At 71.5% G+C, this 24,750-nt stretch carries 20 protein-coding genes, 1 tRNA gene and 1 pseudogene; 6 read left to right on the forward strand and 16 right to left on the reverse strand.

Annotated elements, in window-relative coordinates; genetic code table 11:
* The first annotated feature begins 12 nt into the window (after nt 1-12).
* Entirely contained in the window at nt 13-420 is a 408-nt protein-coding gene (mscL, locus tag LY12_RS13240) for a large-conductance mechanosensitive channel protein MscL (RefSeq protein ID WP_253856456.1), read from the forward strand.
* 24 nt (nt 421-444) lie between these two features.
* On the opposite strand, the gene LY12_RS13245 is transcribed toward mscL, so the two are convergent.
* The 8 genes from LY12_RS13245 to LY12_RS13280 form a co-directional block, all read right to left on the reverse strand.
* Nucleotides 445-756: a hypothetical protein gene (locus LY12_RS13245; RefSeq protein ID WP_253857455.1), complete on the reverse strand. Its 312-nt coding sequence runs from the start codon at nt 754-756 to the stop codon at nt 445-447.
* A gap of 19 nt (nt 757-775) precedes the next feature.
* The gene (locus LY12_RS13250) at nt 776-1,276 is read right to left on the reverse strand and encodes a MogA/MoaB family molybdenum cofactor biosynthesis protein (protein ID WP_253856457.1); all 501 of its coding nucleotides are present in this window, start codon (nt 1,274-1,276) and stop codon (nt 776-778) included.
* Nucleotides 1,277-1,406: 130 nt separating this feature from the next.
* Complete coding sequence (locus LY12_RS13255; protein ID WP_253856458.1) at nt 1,407-2,957, reverse strand: S1C family serine protease; 1,551 nt, start codon at nt 2,955-2,957, stop codon at nt 1,407-1,409.
* A 78-nt stretch (nt 2,958-3,035) separates the two neighbouring features.
* Entirely contained in the window at nt 3,036-4,163 is a 1,128-nt protein-coding gene (gene galT, locus LY12_RS13260; RefSeq protein ID WP_372493508.1) for a galactose-1-phosphate uridylyltransferase, read from the reverse strand.
* Complete coding sequence (locus LY12_RS13265) at nt 4,160-4,957, reverse strand: DeoR/GlpR family DNA-binding transcription regulator (protein WP_253856459.1); 798 nt, start codon at nt 4,955-4,957, stop codon at nt 4,160-4,162. The genes galT and LY12_RS13265 overlap by 4 nt, the downstream gene beginning before the upstream one ends.
* Before the next feature lie 154 nt (nt 4,958-5,111).
* Nucleotides 5,112-6,449, reverse strand: a complete 1,338-nt coding sequence (locus tag LY12_RS13270; RefSeq protein ID WP_253857363.1) for a HAMP domain-containing sensor histidine kinase — start codon at nt 6,447-6,449, stop codon at nt 5,112-5,114.
* Between the two features lie 101 nt (nt 6,450-6,550).
* Nucleotides 6,551-7,240: a response regulator transcription factor gene (locus tag LY12_RS13275; protein ID WP_253856461.1), complete on the reverse strand. Its 690-nt coding sequence runs from the start codon at nt 7,238-7,240 to the stop codon at nt 6,551-6,553.
* 120 nt (nt 7,241-7,360) lie between these two features.
* The gene (locus LY12_RS13280) at nt 7,361-8,011 is read right to left on the reverse strand and encodes a response regulator (protein WP_183782855.1); all 651 of its coding nucleotides are present in this window, start codon (nt 8,009-8,011) and stop codon (nt 7,361-7,363) included.
* Nucleotides 8,012-8,178: 167 nt separating this feature from the next.
* Here LY12_RS13280 and LY12_RS13285 point away from each other — a divergent pair.
* A tRNA-Arg gene (locus tag LY12_RS13285) sits at nt 8,179-8,251 on the forward strand.
* A gap of 232 nt (nt 8,252-8,483) precedes the next feature.
* Here LY12_RS13285 and LY12_RS13290 read toward each other — a convergent pair.
* Nucleotides 8,484-8,951 (reverse strand): MaoC/PaaZ C-terminal domain-containing protein, encoded by a 468-nt coding sequence (locus LY12_RS13290; protein ID WP_253856463.1) that lies wholly within the window; start codon nt 8,949-8,951, stop codon nt 8,484-8,486.
* Between the two features lie 176 nt (nt 8,952-9,127).
* Here LY12_RS13290 and LY12_RS13295 point away from each other — a divergent pair, with 176 nt between their 5' ends.
* Complete coding sequence (locus tag LY12_RS13295) at nt 9,128-9,664, forward strand: hemerythrin domain-containing protein (protein WP_253857365.1); 537 nt, start codon at nt 9,128-9,130, stop codon at nt 9,662-9,664.
* Nucleotides 9,665-9,899: 235 nt separating this feature from the next.
* Here the strand turns inward: LY12_RS13295 and LY12_RS13300 are convergent, their stop codons facing one another.
* The 4 genes from LY12_RS13300 to LY12_RS13315 form a co-directional block, all read right to left on the reverse strand.
* A complete protein-coding gene (locus LY12_RS13300) occupies nt 9,900-11,063 on the reverse strand; it encodes an outer membrane protein assembly factor BamB family protein (protein ID WP_253856465.1) in 1,164 nt (387 codons plus the stop codon).
* Nucleotides 11,064-11,089: 26 nt separating this feature from the next.
* A complete protein-coding gene (locus tag LY12_RS13305; RefSeq protein WP_253856470.1) occupies nt 11,090-11,920 on the reverse strand; it encodes a hypothetical protein in 831 nt (276 codons plus the stop codon).
* Nucleotides 11,921-11,926: 6 nt separating this feature from the next.
* Nucleotides 11,927-12,382 carry a hypothetical protein gene (locus LY12_RS13310; RefSeq protein WP_253856472.1) on the reverse strand — a complete coding sequence of 152 codons (456 nt, stop codon included), beginning with the start codon at nt 12,380-12,382 and terminating at the stop codon, nt 11,927-11,929.
* A 147-nt stretch (nt 12,383-12,529) separates the two neighbouring features.
* Nucleotides 12,530-17,002: a WD40 repeat domain-containing serine/threonine protein kinase gene (locus LY12_RS13315; RefSeq protein ID WP_253856474.1), complete on the reverse strand. Its 4,473-nt coding sequence runs from the start codon at nt 17,000-17,002 to the stop codon at nt 12,530-12,532.
* A gap of 266 nt (nt 17,003-17,268) precedes the next feature.
* On the opposite strand from LY12_RS13315, the gene LY12_RS13320 reads away from it, so the two are divergent.
* Complete coding sequence (locus tag LY12_RS13320; RefSeq protein ID WP_253856478.1) at nt 17,269-18,750, forward strand: amidase; 1,482 nt, start codon at nt 17,269-17,271, stop codon at nt 18,748-18,750.
* Nucleotides 18,751-18,795: 45 nt separating this feature from the next.
* On the opposite strand, the gene LY12_RS26260 is transcribed toward LY12_RS13320, so the two are convergent.
* Both LY12_RS26260 and LY12_RS13330 read right to left on the reverse strand, forming a co-directional pair.
* The gene (locus LY12_RS26260) at nt 18,796-19,248 is read right to left on the reverse strand and encodes an AMP-binding enzyme (protein ID WP_344072002.1); all 453 of its coding nucleotides are present in this window, start codon (nt 19,246-19,248) and stop codon (nt 18,796-18,798) included.
* A 75-nt stretch (nt 19,249-19,323) separates the two neighbouring features.
* Nucleotides 19,324-20,663 (reverse strand): annotated as a pseudogene (locus tag LY12_RS13330) (AMP-binding protein); the annotation flags it as partial.
* Between LY12_RS13330 and LY12_RS13335 the strand changes: the two are divergent.
* Together LY12_RS13335 and fgd are read left to right on the forward strand one after the other, a co-directional pair.
* Nucleotides 20,662-21,570: a LuxR C-terminal-related transcriptional regulator gene (locus tag LY12_RS13335; protein WP_253856481.1), complete on the forward strand. Its 909-nt coding sequence runs from the start codon at nt 20,662-20,664 to the stop codon at nt 21,568-21,570. The pseudogene LY12_RS13330 and the gene LY12_RS13335 sit on opposite strands and share 2 nt — an antisense overlap.
* 133 nt (nt 21,571-21,703) lie before the next feature.
* Entirely contained in the window at nt 21,704-22,708 is a 1,005-nt protein-coding gene (gene fgd, locus LY12_RS13340) for a glucose-6-phosphate dehydrogenase (coenzyme-F420) (protein ID WP_253856483.1), read from the forward strand.
* Between the two features lie 363 nt (nt 22,709-23,071).
* Here fgd and LY12_RS13345 read toward each other — a convergent pair whose 3' ends face one another.
* Nucleotides 23,072-24,226: a DUF222 domain-containing protein gene (locus LY12_RS13345; protein WP_253857369.1), complete on the reverse strand. Its 1,155-nt coding sequence runs from the start codon at nt 24,224-24,226 to the stop codon at nt 23,072-23,074.
* Between the last annotated feature and the right edge of the window lie 524 nt (nt 24,227-24,750).

A 24,750-nucleotide genomic window follows, 5' to 3' on the forward strand; every position in this document is an offset into this window, starting at 1 on the left:
AGGGAGCGCGAGGTGCTGAAGGGCTTCAAGGAATTCCTGATGCGCGGCAACATCGTCGAACTCGCCGTCGCAGTCGTGATCGGCACGGCGTTCACCGCGATCGTCACGGCATTCACGGAAAGTCTGATCCAGCCACTGATCAACGCGATGGGCGGCAGCGAGGGCGCTCAGGGTCTCGGGGTGCGGGTCCTGGAGGAGAACCCGAGCACGTTCCTCGACTTCGGGACAGTGATCAACGCGGCGGTCAACTTCGTCATCGTGGCCGCAGTCGTCTACTTCCTGGTCGTCGTTCCGTTCCAGAAGATGCAGGAACGCCGCAAGCGCGGGCAGGAGGCCGAAGAGCTCGCCCCGACCGACACGGAGCTGCTCACCGAGATCCGCGACCTGCTCCGGGACCGACAGGGCGACCCGCGCAACTGAGCGGCCGAGCCGCCGGCGTCGACGTCACCGGTCGTGATGCGGCGGGCGGTTCTCCAGGTACCAGCCCTCGGACGTGGCGGGACCCCGCCGCTGGTCCCGCTCGTCCGCGGTCGTCTCGGGCAGCACCTCGCCGAACACCTCGGCGATCCGCCGGCGTTCGGCCGACGCTCGGCGGATCGCCGCCGAACGCTCGGCCACGTCCCGGGTCGCCGCGTCCGGAGGCGGCACTTCCGCAGACAGCGAGGTGCCCGGTGGCGTGGCCGTGTCCGACGCTGCGGCGGGGTCGGACACGGCAGGATCGGACGCGGCGGGTTCCGGTACCGAGGGGCCTGTCATGGTGGTGGCTTCTCCCGGATCACTCGCCGGTGAGGCCGGACAACTCGCCGATCACGTACGGCAGCAACGTCGACAGCGTCGCCATGCCGTCCCGCACCGCGGGGCGCGATCCGGCGAGGTTGACCACGAGGGTGCTGCCGGACAGGCCCACGAGCCCGCGTGACACCCCCGCGTCGACGGCACCCGCCGCCAGACCGGAGGAACGCAACGCCTCGGCGATGCCCGGCACCGGGCGGTCGAGCACGCCCGAGGTCGCATCCGGCGTCACGTCCCGGGGCGCCACGCCGGTGCCTCCGACCGTGAGCACCAGGTCGACACCGCCGATCACCGCCGTGTTGAGCGCGTTGCGAATCTCGACGATGTCGGCGCGGACGACCACGGACCCGTCGACGATGAAGCCCGCTTCCTCGAGCAGTTCCGTGACGAGAGGTCCGATCGCATCTTCGGTCTCCCCTTGGGCGGTGCGGTCGTCGACCACGACCACCAGCGCGCGGCCGAGCCGCTGTGCACTCCGTTCCATGATCCCTACCGTAATGGTCCGTCCGCCGGATGCGCGTGAGCCGCGCTCGGCGTTCGCAGGCCGCAGCGCATGGCGCCGCGGCCTGCGGCTGTTGGTCTCGGCCGCCCGCGGCGGCCGAGCGTCTGTGAGGTCAGTTCGGCCGCACCGGCTGGCCGCCGAGCGTCACGTCGACCGTCCGTCCGCCTTCGAGGGTGAGCGTGACCTGCTGGCCGGGTGCGCGCGTGCGAATCGCGGCCACGAGCGTGTCCGAGCCTTCGACGCGGCGGTCGCCGATCTTCACCACGACGTCGCCGCCCTTCAACCCTGCCTTGTCGGCGGGGCTGTCCGGCTCGACCTCGGCGATCGCGGCACCGCCCTGCCTGGCGTCCCGCACCATCGCACCGATGAACGTCTGCGTGGCGTGGCCGTCCTGCATGATGTCGTCGGCGGTACGGCGGGCCTGGTCGATCGGAATCGCGAACCCGATGCCGACGTTGCCGCTCTCCTGCGACGAGGAGCCCGTGGACGGGCTGTAGATCGCCGAGTTGATCCCGATGATCCGGCCGTTCATGTCGACGAGCGGTCCGCCCGAGTTGCCCGGGTTGATGGCGGCATCGGTCTGGATGGCGTCCATCACCGTCGTCTGATCACCCTGGCTGCCTGCCGACACCGGCCGGTGCAACGAGCTGACGATGCCGGAGGTCACCGTGCCGGCGAGCTCGTACGGCGAGCCGATCGCCACCACCTGCTGTCCGACCCGCAGGTCGTCGGAGCGGCCCAGCTCGACGGCGGGCAGGTTGCTCACGTCCTCGGCCTTGACGACCGCGATGTCGGTCGTCGGATCGCGGCCCACCACGGTCGCCGACGTGGTCTGCCCGTCGTTGAAGACCACCTGGATCCGGCCACCCTCGGCGGCACCGGCGATCACATGGTTGTTGGTCAGCACATAGCCGTCGTCGCTGATGATGAAGCCGGAGCCCTCACCGGCGCCCTGCGAGCTCACGGTCTTGAGCTGCACCACGCTGGGGCTGACCTTCTGCGCCACCGACGAGACCGAGCCCTTGGGCGCGCTGCCGGTCTGTTCGGCGGGCCGTTGCTGGTCGAGCGAGCTGACCGACGAGCCCGACGATCCGTCGGCCGCGAGGTAACCGCCGAGAGTGCCGGCACCGCCGCCCACGAGCAACGCGAGTACGGCCACGCCGACGACGAGCTTGGTCGTGGCACCCCGCCGGGGTTTCGCCTGCCCCGATGGGACCGGTGCCATCCCGGGGACGCCGTGTCCCTGCGGTCCGGCGGCCTCCCCCGTGTCCGGCCCACCGGGGTACGCCTGCGCGCCGGGTGGGGCGTACGGGTTGGCGTACGCGCCCTGCTGCCCGGCGTGCTGTTCCTGCGCCGGCTGCGGGTACTGCGAACCACCGGCGTACCCCGCCGCCGGGGCCGCGTGCTGGCCCTGCGGGTACCGGACGTCCTGCTCGTGCGCCTGTGGGGACTGCTGCCCGGGCTGCTGTGGCTGCTGCGAGGCCTGTTGCGGTGGCCGAGTGTGGTCGGCCTGCCCAGCCCCCTCCGCCGACCACGGACTGGGCGTCGTGCCCGCCGCACCGTGGGACTGCTCGGGCCCGGCCTGCGAGGGGAAGCCGGACGAGGGAGTCGCCGTGTTGTCCGAGTCGGTGTTGTCCGAGAAGGTGGGGTCGTTCTCGCTCATGCCCCCATCATGGGTCATGGTCCTGAGAGATCGCTGAAATCCGGCTGTGGGCCCGCCGTGGGTTCGCGTAACCGCGCCTCAGCCCGCTGACCCCTGCCCGTGGTCCGTTCCGCCCGCCGCGCGCAGCCGCCGGGCGATCTGTTCCGGGGTCGCGTCGTTGATCCACACGGCCATCCCGGACTCCGAACCCGCCAGGTACTTGAGCTTGTCGGCGGAACGCAGCACCGACAGCAGTTCGAGGTGCAGCCACGACAGCTCACGATCGGTGCCGCGGGGCGCCTGGTACCACCCCGCGACGTACGGCAGCGGTTTGCCGTACAACGCGTCGCACCGGCCGAGGACCTGCAGGTAGACGCGCGCGAAGTCGTCCCGTTCCGCCCCGGTCAGCTCGGTCAGGTCGGCGACCTGCCGGTGCGGCACGACCTGCACCTGCACCGGCCACCGGGCGGCGGGCGGCACGAACGCGGTCCAGTGCTCGCCTTCGGCGACGACCCGCTCGCCCGAGTCGCGTTCGGCCGCGAGGACGTCACCGAGGACGTGGCGGCCGTGCCGGTCGCGGTAGGCCTCGGCCGTCGCCAGCATGCGCTCGGTGCGCGGGGTGACGAACGGGTAGCCGTAGATCTGCCCGTGCGGGTGCGACAGCGTCACCCCGATCTCCTCACCGCGGTTCTCGAACGGAAAGACCTGCCGCACGCCGTCGCGCTCGGACAGCGCCGCCGTGCGGTCGGCCCACACGTCCACGACCGTCCGCACCCGCTCGGGGCTCAGCCTGCCGAACGAACCGGTGTGATCGCTGGTGAAGCACACGACCTCGCACCGGCCCCTGCCGGGGGCCGAGGGCACGATGCCCGCCCCGTCAACCGTGCCCTCGCCCGTGTCGTCGACCCGTTCGGCGAACGAAGGGAACCGGTTCTCGAACACGACGACGTCGTAGTCGGGCTCCGGAACCTCGCTCGGCGCGCCGGGCGAGCCCGGGCACAGCGGGCACAGGTCGGCGGGCGGCTTGTAGGTGCGGGTCTGCCGGTGCGCGGCCATTGCCACCCACTCGCCGGTCAACGGGTCGCGGCGGATCTCGGAGGCCGCGGTCACCTCGGGAAGGTCGCGGGTGTCGACGGCCACGCGCTCCGGAGCGTCCGGCGTGTCGTCGAAGTAGACGATCTCCCGGCCGTCGGCCAGGCGGCGCGACGTCTTCCGCAGCACGCTCATTCGCCGGCCTCCGGATTCGACGGAACGTCGGCGATGATCAACTCGCCGACGTGTTCGGACAGGGTCGTCCGCGCGTCGTCGGGCAGCTCCGCGTCGCTGACGACGACACTCGCGTCGGCAAGGTCGGCGATCGTGGAGATGCCGACCGTGCCCCACTTCGTGTGGTCGGCGAGAACGACGAGCTTCCGCGCGGCCTCCATCAGTGCACGGTCGGTCTCCCCCTCGGTGAGGTTCGGGGTGGTGAAGCCGGGACCGTCGGCCATGCCGTGCACGCCGAGGAACACCATGTCGAGATGGAGGTTGCGGATGCTCTGCACCGCGACCGGCCCGACCAGCGCATCGGACGGTGTCCTGACACCCCCGGTGAGGATCACGGTGCGGCCCGGCTGCGGCGATTCGTGGAGCACGTCGGCGATCCGCACCGAGTTGGTCACCACGGTCAGGTCGGCGATGCCGGCGAGCGCGCGGGCGAACGTCCAGGTGGTCGTGCCCGCGGACAGACCGACCGCGCTGCCGGGGTGGACGAGTTCGGCGGCTCGCGCGGCGATGGCCTCCTTGTGGTCCTGCTGCTGCACCGACTTGGCCTCGAAACCGGGCTCGTCGGTGCTGCGATCGCCGATGGTCGTGGCACCGCCGTACACCTTCTCCACGAGTCCGCGGCCCGCGAGCACGTCCAGATCGCGGCGCACTGTCATGTCGGAGACGCCGAGTCGTTGGACGAGGTCGCTCACGCGGACCGCGCCGCTGCGCCGTGCCTCCTCGAGGATGATCGCTTGTCGCTGCCGCGCCAGCACACCGTCTCCCACCGTCCGGCGCCGGCCACCACCGACGCCCACAAAACGAACCCAACTGAACAAAATCCTACATCATTCAACAGTCCGGTGGGGCGGGATCGTCGGAGGCCGTCCTGCCGAGACGTGTACGCAGTCGTCGGCAGCGCCCGCACGACTATTCGTCCGGGTCGGCGGTGCGCCCCGGGAGACGGATCGTCATGATCGTGCCGCCGCCTTCGCGCGAGAGTGCGAAGGCACCGCCACCGTGACGCTGCGCGGCCTGGCGGACGATCGCAAGACCCAGTCCGGAGCCGGGCAGCGTCCGCGCCTCGGCCGAGCGGTAGAAGCGGTCGAACACGCGAGGCAGGTCCTCGGAGGCGATCCCGGGGCCGCGGTCGGCGACCTCGACGACGGCGGTGCCGTCACCCAGCGGCCGGAGCCCCACGTGCACGGTTCCGCCTGCAGGGGAGAACTTGACCGCGTTGTCGAGCAGGTTCAGCACCGCGCGCTCCAGTACGCCCGGGTCTCCAGTCAGTTCCCACGACTCGAGGCGGACGTCGAACTCCGTGTCGCCCGCGCGCCTGCGCGCCCGGTCGAGTGCCCGTTCGACGACCTCGGCCAGGTCGACCCGCTCGATCATCTCCTGCGGCCCACTGTCGCGCGCCAGCTCCACGAGGTCGCCGATGAGCTGTGTCAACTCGTCGAGCTGCCCGCGAATGTCGGCTTCGATCTCGCTGCGCATCGTCTCGTCGAGTTGCGGCGCGCCGCTGCGGCCCGCCGAGAGCAGCAGTTCGAGGTTGGTGCGCAGCGACGTCAGCGGGGTGCGCAGTTCGTGGCTCGCGTCGGCAACGAGCCTGCTCTGTTGCGCCTGCGACTCGGCGACGGCACCGAGCATGGTGTTGAAGCTCTGTGTCATGCGCGAGAGCTCGTCGTCCCCCGTGACCGGGATCGGCCGCAGGTCCATCGTGTCGGCGACGCGCTCGGTCGCGGAGGTCAACCGTTCCACCGGCCGCAACGCGGTCCGGGCGACGGCCGTGGCCGCGCCCGCGGCGACCACGACGCCGATCCCGCCGAACAACATCAGCACGAGCGCGAGGTCGCCGAGGGTTCGTTCCGTCTGGGCCAACGACTGGCCCAGCACCAGCGCCTGGCCACGGCCGGACTGGACGGCGACGACCCGGATCCCGCTCGCCTTGTCGGTGCGCAGCGACCATTCCGCGCCTCCGCGGGCGACGGCCAGCTCGGCCTCGCTCGTCGGCGGTTTCGCCGCACCGCGCGGGGCGACGAGCGTGTCGTCGGCTTCGAGCAGGCCGATCTGAATGTCACCGCTGGCGAACAGGGCGGCGGGCAGATTCTGGAACTGCGACGCCACGGGCACGCTCTGGGCGGCGGCGTGCGCCCGCTGGGTCAGCGAGCTGTCGAACTGCTCGTAGACGTTGTCCCGCACGGTCAGGTACGTCACGAGCGACACGAGCGCCACGGTGCCGCCGACGCACAGCGTGGCGAGCAGCATGACGCGGGTGCGCAGCGAGATGCGTTTCGGCGTCCGTTCCGGTCCCGCTCCGTCGCGCGAGATGCCGTCGGCCGACCCGATGCCGGGCTGGGCGGGTCCGGTCACGGCGGCGTCTCCCTGAGCACATATCCGACACCGCGGACAGTGTGGATCAGCCGTGGTTCGCCGTCGGCCTCGGTCTTGCGGCGCAGATAGCCCACGTACACCTCGAGCGCGTTGCCCGACGTGGGGAAGTCGAATCCCCAGACCTCTTCGAGGATGCGCGTGCGCGTCAGGACGTGTTTCGGGTAGGTCATGAACAGCTCGAGCAGCGTGAACTCGGTGCGGGTGAGGCTGATCCCGCGGTCGCCGCGCCGCACCTCGCGGGTGTCGGGGTCGAGGGTCAGGTCGCCGAACACCAGCGCACCGGCGCCCTGCGGTTCGGCCTCGGCGGCGGCGCGCCGCAACAGTGCCCGCAGCCTGGCGAGCAGCTCCTCCAGCGCGAACGGCTTCGGCAGGTAGTCGTCGGCGCCCGCGTCGAGGCCGGACACCCGGTCGGAGACGGCGTCCCGCGCGGTGAGCACGAGGATGGGCAGGTCGTCGCCCGTGCCGCGCAACCGGCGCGCGACCTCGAGCCCGTCCAGTCTGGGCATCATGACGTCGAGGACCATCGCGTCGGGCCGGTCGCTCGACACCTTCTCCAGCGCCTGAGCACCGTCGCCTGCCACGTCGACCTGGTAGCCGTTGAACTCGAGGGAACGCCGCAGCGACTCCCGCACGGCCCGGTCGTCGTCGACAACGAGTATGCGCATGGCACCCAGTGTGTCGCGCATGCCTGAGACGCGGCTGAACACCCGCGCCCGCCCGGGTGTCGGCCCGATCACGTATCGGACCGGCATCCGGTGTGGACCGCTCCCCGCCGGCCTGGCCGCTCAGTCCACGAGGCCGCCGCGGTAGGCGAGCAGGGCCGCCTGCACACGGTTGGCCGCGCCGATCTTCGACAGCACCGCGGACACATAGCCCTTGACCGTGGCTTCCGACAGGTGCAGCTTGCCGCCGATCTCGGCATTGGACATGCCCTGGCCGATGAGGGACACGACTTCGCGTTCGCGTTCCGACAACGACGCCAGCAGCCGCCGCGCCGGTGCCGCCGCGCGGGCCTCGTCCCGCTGGGCGTCCACCATCCGCGCCGCCACGCTGGGGTCCAGTACGGCGCCGCCGCGGGCGAGGTCGCGTACCGCGCGCACCAGCACTCCGGGTTCGATGTCCTTGAGCAGGAAGCCGTTGGCGCCGAATCGCAGCGCCAGGCTCACGTACTCGTCGACGTCGAACGTCGTCAGCATCGCCATCCGGGGCGCCTCGGGCAGGCCCTGCATCGCGCGCAGTGCGCGGATGCCGTCGTCCGGCTGGCGCATCTTGATGTCCAGGAGGGCGACCTGGGGGCGCAGCCGTCTGGCCGTCTCCACGGCCGATCTCCCGTCGGCCGCTTCGCCGACGACCTCGATGTCTGGGGCGGCGGAAAGCATCGCGCGCAGGCCCTGGCGCACGAGCTCCTCGTCATCGGCCAACATGACTGTGATCAACGGTTGCCTCCCGGAGGGGGGACGGGATGGACAAGGTCTTCGCCGTCGGATACAGGGGTGCTACCTGTCGGTAGTGCGCCCAGAGTAAGTGATCGTTTGCTTCCGTATGGTCCACTTCGCAACATTCACCCGGGTACGGGTAGGCTGTGCGCGGGCCACACGGCCTTGCCCTCGTAGCTCAGGGGATAGAGCACCGCTCTCCTAAAGCGGGTGTCGCAGGTTCGAATCCTGCCGGGGGCGCCCTGTGATCTCTCAGGAGATCGGAAACGGGTCGAACCTGCGTGTTCGGCCCGTTTTCTTGTTGGTGTGGGCGGTTGGGGCCCGGGGTCGCGGCCGTGGCTTGGGTAGCGGAAGGCGTGGTGGCGGCCGGGTCCCATGTGGTGACGGCCGTTCGAGCGCATCGGTCGCAGCCGGATGTCCGGTGAACGCCCAGACCTCACCAGCACCGTGGCCGGCGCTTCCACGGATTCGATCAGACCGTCGACGGGCGTGGTCGCATCAACAGCGGGATCCGCCCGGACTGAGCGACGACCCCGTCGTGGCGTATCAGTTCGGCCTTCCGGTCGACCACCCATCCCTCGGACGACGAACTCAGCCGGGCGCCGAGGATCTCCAACTCGACGTGCACCGTGTCGCCGGAGCGCAGCGGCGCGGTGAACCGCCACTCCTCGACGCCGAGCAGGGCGACCGAGCTGCCTTCGAATGTGCCCATCCGGGAGATGAGCCCCATGGCCACCGACAGTCCCATGACACCGTGAGCGATCGGAGCACCGAACTGGCCCGCCGCCGCGTCGACGGCGTCCGTATGCACCGGGTTCGCGTCCCAGCTCCAGCCAGCGAACCAGGCGATGTCGGCGTCGATCAACGTCCGCCGCGGAGTCGTGAACCGCGTCCCCGGCTCCAGCTCATCGCCCCACCGGGTCGCATCCGTCGTCGTCATGACCCGAACCCAACCACAGGCCCCGAACCCGCCACAGGGCGCCGACCGAACCAACCATGCACTGAAGGGCCACCCGCACCCGAGTATCGGCCGTTCCTCGTTACAGCCGCGCCGGACCGGCGGTCCACTGCCGCGTGCGAACACGGACCGCGCGCGGTAGGAAGGACGCCGTGAACATGATCGATCTGGGCAGGCCCACCCACGGCGACATCGTGGACCTCATCGTCGACGACCATCGGAGGTTCGAGCAGCTCCTGCGGCAGCTGCGCATGGGCGAGGGTGACCGGGACGAGCTGCGGCGCGCGTTCGCCGCGGTCCATGTGGCCCACAGTCTCGCCGAGGAGGAGGTCGTCTACCCCGTGTTGCGGCGCAAGGCCGACGACGTGGGGCAACACGAGGTCGAGCACGGCGAGGAGGAGCACGCCGAGGGCAACGAGGCCCTCCTCCGGGTGCTGGACCTGAAAGGAACGGACACGCCGACCTTCGTCGAAGCGGTCGAGAAGCTGAGCAACCTCGTCGCACACCACCTCGCCGAGGAAGAACTCAGCATCCTGGCAGCCGCCCGCACCGAAGTCGCCGAGCGGACACGGTTCGACCTCGGCGAGAAATGGGCCGCCCGCCGCACCGAACTGCTGAACCAGGACTGCGGCGACGTGGAGAACGTGCGCCGCATCGTCGAGCAGGCCCGCCGCGAAGGCCACCTCGACGACTGACACCGGCACGGCCGGCGCCCGGCACCGCCGGCAACGACACGGGAACCGCCGACGCCGGCACGGCCGCGGGCGAACACGCGTCGACGCCCCCTGCTCGCCGACCCATGAACAGGAACGTGCCTGCGGCACTCATGTCCCGCAGGCACGTTCCCGAAGTTCCCACTGCGCCGGTTTCACTGCACCGGTCCCACTGCACCGGCCTCACTGCACCCGGTCGCTCACGACGCCGGATCGCTCACTGCGCGGGGTAGAACTTGACGTCCCTGCCCTGCTGGTCCAGACCGACGTGGTCGTTCACGACCGCCGGTGCCACTCCCGTGTCGTCGACGACGACCTCGCCGGTGCGCGCACCGAGCGCCAGGGCCGAGTCGCCGCGCTCCACGTAGACCGCGCCGCGCCACAAGCCCCTGACCTTGCCCTGGAACTCGGCGTCGGACCACAGGACCTCGCCGTTGTCGCTGTCGAGCGCGAGCGCCGCGCCGTCCTCCGCTGCGCAGACGACAACGGACGCGTGATCGTCGACGGCACAGAACGTGTCCTCGGAGAGCAAGTCTTCGTCGACATTCGTCTCCGCTCCGTCGGCGATCGACATCAGCCGGGTCCTGTCGTTGTCATCAGTCACGAGAACCCACGACCCGGCGCCCCCGATCCGCTGCGGATCGACCTCGCTCCGCCAGACCTGCTCCCCCGTCTCGACGTCGATGCCGGTCAGCGTCTCGGCACCGAACCCCGCGGCGACACCGGAGCCGAGGCCGACGGCGCTGGCATCGTCGTCCTCCCAGAGCACTTCCCGCTCGGTCAGCGAGAACCCGAACGTCACCTGCGTCGCCGAGTCGTGGGCCACGGTCATCACAGCAACGCCCCGTTCGACACCCAGGATTCGGACGGACGCGTCCTTCTGCGGCACGACCGGCGCCGCCGCGGGCTCGGGGATCGTGACCCGCCACCGCACCTCCGCGGTCGCGGCGTCGAGAGCGACGATCTCGACGTCGAGCTGCGTGGCGCCCGACGGTTCGACGGCGAAGCCGACCAGCACCGTCGGCTCCCCGTCCACGTCGGCAACCACCGGATTCGACCGGTAGTGCTCGGTCGGATCCACCGAGTCGAACAGCGGCTCCCCTTCCGGCTCCACCCGTGCCGTCTCCTCGCCGCTGGTGGCGTCGTAGACCACCAGTGCGCCCGGCCTGTTCAGGTACACCTGCTCGCCGTGCAGTGCCGCGGCAGGCCAGTCGCCTTCCGGCGCCACGTCCGCCACCGTGGTTTTCGGCCCGGGTTCGAACGTGACCGGCTCGGCCGCAGTGCCACTGCTTCCCCCTTCGCCCGAACACCCGGCCGCGACGAGCAGCGCCGCCCCCAACACACCCGCCGCACCGCGGCGGCCCCAGCTAGCGATTCCCATGAGGTTCCTTCCGTATGGACAGGCGGTCACGGCCGCCCGTCGGAGCGTCGCCGCGCCGCGCGCTCCACTTCGTCGAGATCTTCAGAGGTCACGAGCCTGCGCTGAGCGGCCCGTTTGGCAACGGCGAACCGGGCGTTGAACAACCTGCCGTCCCGCGCGGCCCCGTACGGATCGAGCGATTCGCCGAACGCGATACGGGAGACCTTCTTGATCGCCTCGTCGACCCGTCTGGGGTCGGCGAGATTCCAGGCGTCGCCACCCCGCCAGTGGCCGATCCGCCGGTGGATCTCCTGATGCGTCGGCACGCTCTGCTCGTCATCGGTGCCCGCGAGCAGCGGTTCGGTCAACGCGAGCGCCACGTACCAGACCTTCGAGTAGCGGCTCAGCACCTCGGGCGCCTCCGCCGTCGGCACCGCGGCCTCGGGAACCGGCAGGTCACTGCCGGACAACTCCGTCAGCTCCCTGGTTCGTCCGGCGGCCGACACGACGAACGTGAGGGTGAGGTCCTTCGGCCCGCCCGCGGCGTCGAGTCCGGCGAACACGATCAGTTCGTTCTTCCCCTCGTCGAGGACGACCGACATCCCGTCGACGAGCGCCACCCGGCGCGCACCGCCCGGCGCGTCGAACAGACTCGACAGCATCGCCTCGTTCCCGCCCCGCCAGGTGAGCCGCGCCCCCGCCGGTTCGACCAGCACATCGCCCAGCACCCGCGACACGTGCGGCCCGCATCCCGGCACGGCGACCGCGTACCGGCCCGGCCTGCGGCCGCCGCGGTGCGGAGCACGGCCGAACACCAGCCGCTCACCCGCGGACAGCGCCACCGGGTGCAGCTCCGGCGAGCGCACGATGACCCGCATGCGGCGTCACGCCCTGTCGACCGGACGGCCGAACCCGTCGGCACGCCAGCCCGCCTGGCTCGCAGCGACCCACAGGACACCGCCCAGCAGCAGCGGCACCACGACGAACATCGTGATGGCCTCCGGGGCGAGCGCGACACCGATCACGAGGACCACGGCCTTGGCCCCCACGTAGACGTGCACGCCGCGCATCCGGCGCAGCCACACGGCGGCCAGCGCACCCAGGCACACGACCGCCTCGACCAGCGCGAGCAGGCCGAGCTGGGTCATCAGGTCGTCGAGCTCCCTGCCGTGCTCGAACTCGTCCGCCACGGACACGACGCTCGCCACCAACGCGTAGCCGTTGAACACCGTGAGCACCACCAGTGCGATCACCAGCGCCGGGGTGAACCGATGCTGCCGCCGCAGCTGATCCCACCGCGACTCCTCGCGCCGGCCCTGGAGCTCGCCTTCGCCTGTCATCTCGACCCGCCTTCCATCACCCGACAACGCGGGCGGCCCTGCGCCGCCGCGGTGTTCCATCGCCGGGCAAACGATCGCCGAACCGGCGGTCCGCCGGAAGCGGAACGTTCCGGACCCACGGCGTTCCTGCTGTTCACCTGTGCTGCTTCAGTCGTTGCGGCAGCTGTCTGGGGCCGATCCCGCTGCGCCGAGGTCACGGCAGATCCGGCGGGCCGCGGCGGCTGCGTCGACCCGCCACACCGCCACCGCGGTGTCCGTGCCCGCCCGCGCGAGCATCGAACCGTCCGGGGAGAACGCGAGCGCGTTGACCTCGAAGCCCCGGCCCGAGGTGAGCCTGGCGGTGAGTTCGCCGTCGTCGAGGTTCCACAGCCGGACGGCGCTGTCGTCGGTGGCCGCGGTCGCGACCGTGGTGCCGTCCGGCGAGAGCGCGAGCGTCCGCACGGCGGAGGGGTGCGTACCGAACTCCCGCCGCAACGTCCCGTCCGAGGCGTCCCGAACCTGAATACGGCCGGTCACCGACGCCGCGACGAGGTTCCGTCCACCGGGCGCGTAGACGGCATCCACGATGTCGTCCGCCATGCGCGCCGTGTCCGGGGCCGCGTCCAAGTCGCCGGTGCTCCAGGTCGTCAACGTCACGGCCGTGCCCGCACCGTCCCCCTCGGCGCCGGCACCCTCGACGTCGCCCGGCAGCGCCGAGCTGCTGCTGACCGCCGACAACCGGCCGCCGTCCGGGCTGAACGCGAGCGCCGACGCCGTGCCCGCGTCGAGTTCGAGCACCGCGACCGGTTCGCGGCTGTGCAGGTCCCACACGTGGACGCGGCCCGGGTTGTTCGGACCACTCGGGTGTTCACTCGCCGCCGCCAGCAGCGAGCCGTCCGGCGAGATCGCGAGCTCGCCGCCGAACCAGTGCCTGCCCAGGTCGAGCGTCGCCTGCCGCCCGTGGGGCGGTGTGACGGTGAGTGTGCCGTCGACATCCCCGACGACGCGGGTGCCGTCGGGCGCGTATTCCACCGCCATGCCCGCCGACTCCAGCGCGCGCGGGTCACCTGCCGCGCGGCCGGTCCGGCGGTCCCACACGTGCACTCGACCGGCCCCGTCGACCGCAGTGGCCTCATGGCCAGCCGGGTCGAAGGCGACATCGAGAACCGCGCCGCGGGGCGCCTCGTACGAGGGTGTACTGCGCCGCCACGTGACGACGCGGCCCTCGTTGCGCACCGCGACGGTCTCCGCCGCATCGGCCGTGACCGCCAGCGCGGAAACGGTCATTCCGCCGGTGGTGCCGCCGCCCTTCCCCGAGGCGAGTTCGCCCAGCCGGGTGCGCTCCACCGGGTCCCAGACGATCACCCGCCCGCCCGTGGCGGTGAGCAGTCCCGTCCCATCACCGGAGAACGTCATGATCGACGGCCCTTGCGCCGCATCCTCGGACGATCGGGTGCGATCGGTGATGCGGCCCGCCGCCGAGCCGTCGCCACGGTCGTAGAGGCGGATGACGTCGTCGTGCTGACTCGCCGACGCCAGCAGCTCGTCCGACAACGCGACGACGACCGGCATGCCGCCGTCGGTGTCTCCCACGGCGTCGCCGTGCGCGGTACTGCGAAGCAGGCGTTTCCCCGAGGCGGTGTCCCAGAGCACGACGCTGCCGTCGATGCGGCCGACGGCCAGACGGGACCCGTCGTAGGCGAGTGAGTAGGCCAACTCGTCCGCCGGCTCGCCGAGCCAGCCGCGGTGCCGGCCGGTGCGCGGGTCCCACACGCCGATCCGGGAGGTCTCGTCGATCGCCTGCGCCACGAGACCGCTGCCGTCCGGATGCCACGCGATGGGCCCGCTCACCGTGCCCGCTTCGGCCAGGATCGGCGTGACCGCCTCGCCGCTCGCCACGTCCCACACGCGCACGCCGTCGCCGAATGCGGCCACGGCCAGCATCGAGCCGTCGGGCGAGAAGCGCACCGTCTGCACTGTCCCTTCTTCGAGGTTCGTGTCGAGCGTCGTCTGCTCACCGGACGCGGTGTCGCGAACGACAACCTCCCCTGCGCCGGACTCGCCGCCCGTTCCGGCGACCGCGATGCGTTCGCCGTCGCCGCTCACGTCCACGGCTGTGGCGGGGTCGAGACCGGAGTCGAACCCGGAGAGCCGGGTGAGCCCGTCGGCCGACAGCAGCGCACCGCGGGCCTCGGCCGTCGGCGCCGCCCGCCATGCGCGCAGCGCGGCCTGGCGCGCCCCGACCGGGTCCCATTCGGACAGTGCTCGCGATTCGGCGGCGAGTTGCCGGGAGGAGGCCACCTGCGCCTGCCGGTCGGCGTCGTTCCACCCGCTCACGGCCAGCGCACTCGCGACGAGCGCGACGACCAGCAGTCCGGCGAGCCCGGCGACCGCGCCCCGCAACCGTCGCGTCGACCGCTGCTGTTCGCGGCGGCTCGCGTGCAGGAACGCCCGCTGGTTCTCCGTCAACTCCCGGCCGTCGGCCCATTCGAGCGCGGTGGCCAGCCGGGCTCCGCGGTACAGATCGCCGCGGTCCTGCTCGCCGTCCCGCCAGTTGGCTGCGGCCTCGTCGAGCCGCTGCCGGACGAGGATGTCCTGCCGCTCGGCCTCTACCCACTCGCGCAGCCGTGGCCAGGCCGTCAGCAGGGCGTCGTGGGAAAGCCGCACCCCCTCGATGTCCACTTCGGCCAGCCGAGCGGCGAGCAGGTCCGACAGCGCCTGCTCGTCCACGTCGGCGCGATCGGCGCGGCGCCGCGCGAGACCGCCGTCGGACTGCACCTTCACCAGGTGCAGCAACGTCGTCCGCAGCGCCTCCGCCCGAGACGCGTCCGAGCGCTGGTACAGCCGGTCGGCGCTCACCGCGACGGCGCGGTCGACACCACCGGTGGCCTGATAGCCGGCAAGCGTCAGTTCTCCGCCCGACCGGTTGTGCCACGTCTCCCGCAACGCGTGCGCCAACCGGGGCAGCACACCGTGCTCACCGGGAGAACCGTCCCGCGCGCCCGCGTCGGCGATGAGCCGCTCCACCAGCCCGGTCTCCACCGTCAGCCCGGCGTCCCTGGCCGGCGCCGTGATCGCCTGCCGCAGTTCCGCGATGCCGAGCGGACCGACGACGAACGGGTGGTCGAGCGAGTTCCGCAGCGGTTCCAGCGCGATGCAGTCGGGCACGTGATCCGCCCGCACGGCCAGCAGCACCACGGCGGGCCCCGCGCAGGCCAGCGCCGTCGCGAAGGCGACCTGCTCGGAGTGGCTCGCCCCGTCGGTGAACAGCTGCTCCAGCTGGTCGACCACGATCATCGGCGGCGCTCCGGCCGCGTCCGGACCGCAGTGCCGCCCGAAGGACTCCGGGTGCCGCCGGATCGACGCGGCGAGCGCTGCCGGGTCGGCACCGGTCACCGCGGCGGTCCGGACGGCGAGCGTGTCGACCGGCTGCTGCCCCGGCGTCAGCACGATGCGTTGCCACGGCACCCGCTCCTCGTCCAACACGGGGAACAGGCCTGCGCGCAGCAGTGAGGACTTGCCGGCACCCGACGCACCCACAATCACGAGCGGCCCCGGGCCCTGACCGTGGGCGGTCAGCCGGACGAGCAGGTCGGTGATCTCGGCGTCGCGGCCGTGGAACCAGGCGGACTCGCCGGTGCCGAAACTGCGCAACCCCGGATACGGGCACACCTCGATCGGGTCCGGGGAATCGGAGGTGCCGGTTACAGCGGGTTCCCTGCGCCTCGCGGACACGGTCACGATCGCCCGCATGAGCGCCTCGCGCGCAGGGTCCGCCGGACCACCGGGCGCGGTGACGTCGGCACCGGGCGCCGGGTCGGCGGGCTCGTCGCCGGCGAACGCGGCGATCGCCGAGGCCAGCAGCTCACCGGCCGTCGCGAACCGTCGGGACGGGTCCTTGTCCATCCCGGTGGCGACGATCATGTCGAGCGCCGGTGGGACGGTCGGGTCGAACACCGACGGCGCGGCGGGCGGGTCGTTCAGCTGCGCCGCCAGCTTCTCGGCCGGATCGTCGGCGGGGAACGGCACCTTGCCGGTGAGGCACTCGTACAGCACGCAGGCCAGCGCGTAGACGTCGGCGGCGCCGGTGACGTCCTGGCCCCGCAGCTGTTCCGGGGCGATGTAGTCGAGCGAGCCGACGTAGCTGCCCGTGCGGGTGAGCCTGCTGTCGTCGGACTCCAACTGCCGCGCGATACCGAAATCGGTGAGGTGGGCGCCGTCGCCGGCACCGATCAGGATGTTGGACGGCTTCACGTCCCGGTGCACGATCCCCGCTGCGTGGGCGGTGTCGAGTGCGGCGGCCACCTGTTCGAGGAGCCGCAGCGCACGGCGGGGTTCGAGCGGGCCGTGGGCGAGGAGCCGCCGCAGGTCCGTTCCCTCGACCAGGCGCATGGCGACGTACCGGCGACCGTCGTCGTCGGACCCGGTGCCGTACACCTCGACAATGTGGGGGTCGGCCAGCCGCGCCGCCAGCTCCGCCTCCCGCCGCAACCGGGCCGCGTGGTGCTCGTCGGCCGAGGCCGCAAGCAGCTTCAACGCGACCGGCCGGTCGGTCACGGTGTCGACGGCCCGGTACACCTCGCCCATCCCGCCCCGGCCGAGCAGCTCACCGACCCGGTAACGGCCCCCGCACAGCTCCACGTGCACCTTTCGTTCGCCATGATCACGACAGTCGGATTTGTACGATAGCGGGACCGGGGACATCCCGGGGCCGAGTCGGCGTATCGATCGGAACGACCGTTGCATCACGGCTCCGTCTCGATCACGGCGAACCGCACCACCCGACGTGTACTGCGGAGTACATCGGCACGCGATCCTGAGACCCTTGCCTCGGGTCGGCGGTGGCCACCCGCGCCGACGGTGCATGATCGCCGGTGGGCACCCCAGGACAGCAGAAGGAGAAAGCCGTGGACGAGCAGGACTACCTCGCACACGACGGGCTGGGCCTCGCGGAACTGGTCGCCTCGGGCGAGGTGAAACCGGACGACCTGCTGGCCGCGGCGAGAAGCCGCGCCGACGCGGTCGACCCGCGGGTGGGCGCGATCTGCACCCGGCTCGACGAGTACGCCGACCGGCGCGTCACCGAACAGCTGTCCGGGCCGTTCGCCGGAGTGCCGTTCCTGCTCAAGGACCTCCACCAGCAGCTCGCGGGCGAACCGTCGGCGGACGGCTCCCGCTCGCTCGCCGGGACGAAGGCCGAGCGCAACGACACTGTGGTGCAGCGGTGGCTCGACGCGGGCCTGGTCGTGTTCGGCAAGACCAACACGCCGGAGTTCGGGGCCAAGGGCGTCACCGAACCCGTGCTGTTCGGCCCCACCCGCAACCCGTGGGCACTGGACCGCACCCCCGGCGGTTCGTCGGGCGGCTCCGCCGCGGCCGTCGCGGCCGGGATCGTCCCCGTCGCAGGGGCCAGTGACGGCGGCGGCTCCATCCGCATCCCTGCGGCGTGCACCGGCCTCGTCGGGTTGAAACCCGGCCGCGGCATGGTCCCCTCCGGTCCCGACGAGAGCGAACCGCTCGGCGGTCTCGCCACCCAGGGCGTCGTCTCGCGCACCGTGCGGGACACCGCCGCGATGCTCGACGTGCTGGCGGGCCCCGACGACATGAGCCCGTACGACCCCGCAGTCCCGGACCGGCCGCTGCTCTCGCGGTTGGAGGAGCCGACGGGGCCGCTGCGGATCGGCTACACGGCCGCCTCCTCGCTGCGCGACGACGTCCACCCCGAGGCCGTGCGGGCCGTCGAACACGCCGCCCAGCTGCTCACCGACCTCGGCCACCACGTCGAGGAGGTCGAGCCGCCCTACGACGACCGGCAGCTCGGCCAGGACTTCCTCACCGTGTGGTTCGTCCGCCAGGCCAACGAGATCGCCCGCATCAAGCGGGAGACCGGCGCAGGGGACGATGCGTTCGAACAGGACACCCGCATGATGGCGGAGCTCGGCCGCGGGTTCTCCGCCACCGAACTGCAGGCCGCGCAGGAACGCCGCCGTGACCACGTCGCCGCGCTCGCCCGCTTCCACACCGGCCACGACCTGCTGCTCACCCCGTCGCTCGGTGAACCGCCGATCCGAACCGGCTCGCTGAACATGCCGGCGCCGATGCAGTGGCTGGCCGAGGCGATGATGCGCACGAAGAGCTTCGGCGTGCTGCGCCGCACGGGGATCGTCGACCAGGTCGTCCGCAACAACCTCGGCTGGGTCCCCTACACGCAGCTGGCCAACATGACCGGCCGTCCGGCGATCAGCCTGCCACTGCACCTCACCCCCGAGGGGCTGCCGCTGGGCGTGCAGTTCGTCGGCAGGCTCGCGAGCGAGGGGCTGCTGCTCCGGCTCGCCCGCACGCTCGAGGTCGCCGCACCGTGGGACGGCCACCTGCCGCGCCTGCGCTGATCCGCCGGGCCGCGTGCCCGCCGACCGGCGGGCCCGGCTCGACCGTCAGTTCCCTGCTCGCTCCTGCCGCAGCTTGAACCGCTGGATCTTGCCGCTCGGCGTCTTCGGCAGCTCGCCGACGACGTGCACGCGGCGCGGGTAGGCGTGTGCCGCGAACTCGCGCTTGACCCGTTGCTGCAGTTGCTGCTCCAGTTCCGGCGACGGTTCGGTGCCCGGCTTGAGCACCACGTAGGCCTCCAGCACCTCACCTCGCAGCTCGTCGGGAGCGCCGATCACGGCCGCCTCCAGCACCGCCTCGTGGCCGACCAGCACGCTCTCCACGTCGAACGGTCCGATGCGGTAACCGGCCATGATGATCACGTCGTCGTCGCGGGACGAGAAGTACAGCCTGCCGTCGGAATCCCGGTAGGCGGTGTCGCCGGTGATGTACCAGCGCCCGTCCGCGCTGAACCGCTGCGCCGTGCGCTCCGGGGCGTTCGCGTAGCCGTCGAACCACATGAACGGGCTGGCGTGCGTGTCGACGGCGAGCCTGCCGACCGTGCCGTCCGGCACCACCTCGTCGACCTCGTCGGCGAGCACGCCACACGCCCAGCCTGGCAGCGGGTAACCCATCGACCCCGGCGTGACCTCGGTCCTGAGTTCCTGCCGCCACGCGTTCCCGATGACCATGCCCAGTTCGGTCTGCCCGTAGTGGTCACGCACCTCGACCCCGAGCGTGTCGACGGCCCAGGCGACCACTTCCGGCGTCAGCGGTTCACCCGCCGACGACGCGCAGCGAAGCCGCACCGGGGCGGTCTGCTCCGGCGGTTCGCCCCGCAGCGCGCGGTAGATCGTCGGCGCCGCGGCGAAGTTCGTGACCCGAACCGGTCGAGGACGCGCCACGTCAGGGCGGGCGAGAACCCGGCGTGCAGCAGGATGCTCGACCTGCCCAGCGCCAGCGGTCCGAGGATCGCGTAGTACAGCCCGTACGCCCAGCCCGGGTCCGCGGCGTTCCAGAAGACGTCCTCGGGCCGCACGTCGAGCGCGTCGAGCAGGTACCGCTCCATCGAGGCGAGCGCCCGCACCGGCACGGGCACACCCTTCGGCGTTCCGGTCGTGCCGCTGGTGAACAGCAGGATCAGCGTGCCGTCACCTCCCACGCGGACCGGCTCGACCGGCTCCGGGGACGCCGTGGCCACGAGGTCCTCGAACCGGTACCAGCCCGGCGCCGCCGGCGGCTCACCACCGACCTGGACGACCCGCCGCTCGGCGGGCAGCCTCGGGTCCTCCTGGGCGAGTTTCGGTGCCTGATCAGCGTCGGCGACGACCACGCGGGCACCGCTGCCGTCGAGCCGCATGTCGATTGCGGGCTTGGCGAAGGCCGTGAACAGCGGTACGTGCACCGCCCCGAGCCGCCAGATGCCGAGCAGCACCGCGGGCAGCTCCGCCGACTTGCTCATCAGCACCCCGACGGCGTCGCCACGCCCTACGCCCAGGTCCGCCAGCATCGCGGCGACCCGTTGCGACCGCTCGGTCAGCTCGCCGAACGTGAGGTCCCGGGTGGTCAGGTCCGCTTCGACCACCCGGAACGCGATCGCATCGGCCGGATGCCGGTCGCAGAGCAGCTCCGCCGCGCACGCGTCGCCGGCGCGGTACTGCGCCTCCCGGTGCTCTGCCTGCCGGTGCTCTGCCTGCCGGTCTTCCGGTTCGGTCGTCGCAGGTGTGGTGCCCATGTTTCTCCTCGACTCCGTTGTCGTGCGCTGCACTGCTGGTGCGCTGCGCGTTCCGTGCGGGGTGCGCCGTGGCAGGCGCGAGGCCGGGCGCTTCCCGGTGTCACCAGACGATCGCCACAACGGGCGGTTCGGGCTACGTTCTTTTGTGGGTAACGGGGCCCGCGCCCCGACGACGCTCGTGCGAGGAAGGGTGGTGACCATGCCCGGCACGTATCCCGCCCTCCCCGGTGGCGGCCACGGGGCGGGCCCCGCGGCGATCCCCGGCGACCTGCTGGCCGAACTCGACCGGCTGCTCGCACCCAGCGTGCGCTCGCTGCGTCGCTCGTGCGCGGTGGACCTGACCTTCGGCGGCAGCCTCGCGCCGGGGTCGCGGGACGCGATCACCATCCGGCACCTCGACGGACACCTCGGCCACACCCTGCGTGACCTGCAGGTCCGCGCGGGATACGGCCTCGGGGGCAAGGTGTTCGCGACGGGCAGGCCACTGGTCGTGCGCGACTACTTCAACACCGGCCACATCGTGCACGCCTACGACCGCGCCGTCGCACCGGAACGCATCGAGACCGTGTTCGCCGTGCCCATCCGGACGGAGGCGATGGTCGTCGGTCTGCTGTATCTGGCGCAGCGCGACGACGTGGCGATCGGCGACCGCGTCGTGGCGCGGGCCGTCGAACACACCCGCCGTATCGAACGCGATCTGGCCGTCGGCGTCGAGGTACGGAGGCGCACGGCCGCCTACGACGAGGCCGCGGCCCGCGATCAGCGCGCGGTCGCCGACGCGCGCAGGGACCTGGACGAGGCGATCGCGATGGTCGACGACCCGCACGCCCGCACCCGGCTCCGGCAGGTCTCGCAGCGGCTGCACCGCATCACGGCCGGCGACGACGACGGCGCACCACAGCCTGCGACCGCCGACGTGCTGTCGGCCAGGGAACTCGACGTGCTGGGGCTCGTGGCCACCGGGGCGGCCAACGGCGACATCGCCGCCGAGCTCGGACTACGGCCGAACACCGTCAAGGCCTATCTGCGCAGCATCGCCCGCAAACTCGGCGCCGCGAACCGCACCCACGCCGTCTCGCTCGCGCGGGACGCCGGGTTGCTGCCGTGACGGCGGGGCGCACCGAGGCAGCCGTGCCTGCGGGGAGTGGCGGCTCTGTGACGTGCGTTTCGCGCACGGTGCCGCGAAGATCATTACGTTGGACGGTGTCAGCAGTGCGGTGGTCTAGGTCGAAAGGCTCTCGATGGATCTGAAAGTCGGTTACAAGGCGTCCGCGGAGCAGTTCGGGCCGCGGGACCTGGTCGAGTTCGCGGTACGCGCCGAGGAGCTGGGTCTCGATTCGGCGATGGTGTCCGACCACTTCCTGCCGTGGCGGCACGAGGGTGGGCACGCGCCGTTCGCGCTGTCGTGGATGTCGGCGGTGGCGGAGCGCACGAATCGCGTGCAGCTCGGCACCAGCGTGCTGACGCCCACGTTCCGCTACAACCCCGCCGTGATCGCGCAGGCGTTCGCCACGATGTCGCTGCTGTCGAACGGCCGCGTCATCCTCGGGGTGGGTACGGGCGAGGCGCTCAACGAGATCGCCGTGTCCGGGCGCGAGTGGCCCGAGTTCAAGGAGCGTTTCGCCCGGCTGCGCGAGTCGGTGCGGCTGATCCGTGAGCTGTGGACGAAGGACAACGTCTCGTTCGAGGGCGACTACTACACGCTCGTCGACGCCAAGATCTACGACCGGCCGGACACTCCCGTCCCGGTCTACATCGCGGCGGGCGGACCGGTCGTGGCCAAGTACGCGGGCCGCGCGGGGGACGGCTTCATCTGTACCTCCGGCAAGGGCATGGAGCTCTACACCGACAAGCTCCAGCCCGCCGTCGCCGACGGCGCGGCAGCCGCCGAACGCGACGCGGCCGGCATCGACCGGATGATCGAGATCAAGATGTCCTACGACCGCGATCCGGACCGGGCACTGGAGAACTGCCGGTTCTGGGCCCCGTTGTCGCTCACCCCGGAGCAGAAGCACAGCGTCACCTCGTCCGAGGAGATGGAACAGCTGGCCGACGAGCTGCCCATCGAGCAGATCGCGAAGCGCTGGATCGTCGCGTCGAACCCCGACCATGCCGTCGAGCAGATCCGGCCCTACCTCGACGCCGGCTTCAACCACCTCGTGTTCCACGGGCCCGGCCACGACCAGGAACGTTTCCTCGGCCAGCTCAGCGAGGACGTCCTGCCACGGCTACGCGCCCTGGCCTGAGTTCCACAGCCGGCAACAGCACACCACGGGCGGTCGATATCGATCGCACGAGTCCGCGCACGCCGACGCGCACGCCCATGGCCACAGCCACAGCAACGGCATCGGCAACGGCATCGGCATCGGCATCGGCATCGGCGACATGAGGGTCGGGCCCGGATTCCCGCCCACACGTTGCCGGCGACACACAACTCCTCCGCATCCGAACATCGGTACCCGTTTCCGGGCTGTTCCTAGAACGGTGGGCTGTCGTCGTTCCGCCGTTCCGGGCCGGTGGTTTGCCGCTCCGGTTGGGCGCGGAACGGCGCCGGGTCGCCGGCGTGACCGGGATCGGCGGGGTGACCACGGCGGCCGACGTCGCCGCGGTTACCGGGACCATCGGGGCGACTGGGATCGGCGGGGCGGTTGGAGTCGCCGGGGTGGGCGGGCTGTGCGTTCGCCTGGTGTGGTCGTGGCGGGGTGAGGACGGGTTCGCGGCGGCCGGTGTAGGTCGCTCCGTGTGGCGTCGTGACCCGGCTGATGCCGCGGGCCGGGTCGTACTCGGTGTTCCAGCCGGGCGGGTCGGTGGCACCAGGGCATGACGCATTCCCGGTCTCGCACCCGCACCAGATCCCGGATCACCGCACTGGGCCGCCGCCGAGTACGACCCAGATCGACCGGCTCACCCGTGCCGGGGTCGCACAGCACGGCCCGCCAGGTGCTGCGGGCGTTGGTCATGATCTCCCGCGCGATCGGCGCCGGAATCGGTCCGTAGCCGTCGAGCTCGCACCCCTCATCAGACATCGTCAGGGCCGTATCCACCGGAAGGTGCAGATAGACCATGGCCGCCGCCTCCGGCGCCGTCACGCCCGGATGACGCCCCAGCAGCAGATCCGCGGTCACGTCCGCACGCAGTTGTTCCAGGGTGCGCCCGTCGCCACCATGACGCAGTGACCGTGCCATCCCATCGACCCGCGAATAGCAGGCCGCCGCAACCTCCGCGGGCAGGCTCGCCTCCAACGTAGACATCGCATGCTCGCCCGGCGTGAGCTCCAACTTCCGCTCCACCCGCGCCCGCCGCGCCCGTTCGGTGTGCCCGCCGGGGTCGACCTTCTCCACCAACCGGCGTGCCCGTTGGGCCAGGTTTCCCGGCTGCCACGCCGTTTCCGGCGCCTCCGCCAGCTTGTCGGCCAGCAGACCGTCGACCTGCCGGGCCGCGTCATCATCGAGCGGATCGACCACGGTCAACACCCGCCGCGCTCCGTACGCCCCGAGTTCGCCGGCGCGCATCGATGCGAGCAGCTGCGGCATCCGCCGCGTCAACGACTTGCCGTCGGCGATACGACGTTCGACCTCACGGATCGAGACCCGCAACACCGGGGTCAGCTCCTCCGCCAACCCACGATCGTCACCCACCACCGCCGAGAGGTCGGCCAGTAGAGCCAGCTCTTCAGCGTCGAGACCCGCCCGCCGAACCCGCAAGCCCCGCAACTGCTCGATCCTGTCACCAACACCGCCGTCACCAACTCTGTCGTCCCCCATGCCATCCACAACACCCACACTATCGAACCCATGATCGAATACACCAGGACACGATGGAGTGAACCGACGCCGGTCACCCGAACCGAAAGCTCGACTGAAGCGACAACTCCGGTCCGGCCCAGCGCGTGGCCGATCGATCCGGCGCCGGACACCTCGACCTACAGATTGACCTGCACCGCGACCTACACCTCGACCTGAACACCGGCCCGACAACGCGCTCCGGAAGTGTGGCTGGCCCTGGCAGCGAAAAGGCCGCGACGAAGGTCGACCACCTCGGTTCGACCCCGTTGGCCAAAATCCCACGGAATGCGCCACGGACCGCGGTACGTACTTGAACCAAAGGGCACATCGTCACCGACCAGGAAGCTTTCGCCGAGCTACGCAAGCACGGCAACGGCATTGTCGACCACGCGACCGCGGCCGAGATCCGCGCGACGCTCATGCCGTTCGTCCGCGAGCACGGGGAAACGCGAGTCGATTCCGGAGTTCATCACCGGCCGAACACGCCCGGCCGTTCGCCGTCT

The sequence above is a fragment of the Prauserella alba genome (assembly GCF_024171735.1).
GTDB lineage: Bacteria > Actinomycetota > Actinomycetes > Mycobacteriales > Pseudonocardiaceae > Prauserella > Prauserella alba.

What these genes read in the sequence shown, in the direction of transcription:
- LY12_RS13245 (WP_253857455.1), bottom strand. Translation starts at nt 756, where the DNA reads ATGACAGGCCCCTCGGTACCGGAACCCGCCGCGTCCGATCCTGCCGTG.
- LY12_RS13250 (WP_253856457.1), bottom strand. Translation starts at nt 1,276, where the DNA reads ATGGAACGGAGTGCACAGCGGCTCGGCCGCGCGCTGGTGGTCGTGGTC.
- LY12_RS13255 (WP_253856458.1), bottom strand. Translation starts at nt 2,957, where the DNA reads ATGAGCGAGAACGACCCCACCTTCTCGGACAACACCGACTCGGACAAC.
- galT (WP_372493508.1), bottom strand. Translation starts at nt 4,163, where the DNA reads ATGAGCGTGCTGCGGAAGACGTCGCGCCGCCTGGCCGACGGCCGGGAG.
- LY12_RS13270 (WP_253857363.1), bottom strand. Translation starts at nt 6,449, where the DNA reads ATGCTGCTCGCCACGCTGTGCGTCGGCGGCACCGTGGCGCTCGTGTCG.
- LY12_RS13275 (WP_253856461.1), bottom strand. Translation starts at nt 7,240, where the DNA reads ATGCGCATACTCGTTGTCGACGACGACCGGGCCGTGCGGGAGTCGCTG.
- LY12_RS13290 (WP_253856463.1), bottom strand. Translation starts at nt 8,951, where the DNA reads ATGACGACGACGGATGCGACCCGGTGGGGCGATGAGCTGGAGCCGGGG.
- LY12_RS13295 (WP_253857365.1), top strand. Translation starts at nt 9,128, where the DNA reads ATGATCGATCTGGGCAGGCCCACCCACGGCGACATCGTGGACCTCATC.
- LY12_RS13300 (WP_253856465.1), bottom strand. Translation starts at nt 11,063, where the DNA reads ATGGGAATCGCTAGCTGGGGCCGCCGCGGTGCGGCGGGTGTGTTGGGG.
- LY12_RS13305 (WP_253856470.1), bottom strand. Translation starts at nt 11,920, where the DNA reads ATGCGGGTCATCGTGCGCTCGCCGGAGCTGCACCCGGTGGCGCTGTCC.
- LY12_RS13310 (WP_253856472.1), bottom strand. Translation starts at nt 12,382, where the DNA reads ATGACAGGCGAAGGCGAGCTCCAGGGCCGGCGCGAGGAGTCGCGGTGG.
- LY12_RS26260 (WP_344072002.1), bottom strand. Translation starts at nt 19,248, where the DNA reads ATGTGGTTCGACGGCTACGCGAACGCCCCGGAGCGCACGGCGCAGCGG.
- LY12_RS13335 (WP_253856481.1), top strand. Translation starts at nt 20,662, where the DNA reads ATGCCCGGCACGTATCCCGCCCTCCCCGGTGGCGGCCACGGGGCGGGC.
- fgd (WP_253856483.1), top strand. Translation starts at nt 21,704, where the DNA reads ATGGATCTGAAAGTCGGTTACAAGGCGTCCGCGGAGCAGTTCGGGCCG.
- LY12_RS13345 (WP_253857369.1), bottom strand. Translation starts at nt 24,226, where the DNA reads ATGGGGGACGACAGAGTTGGTGACGGCGGTGTTGGTGACAGGATCGAG.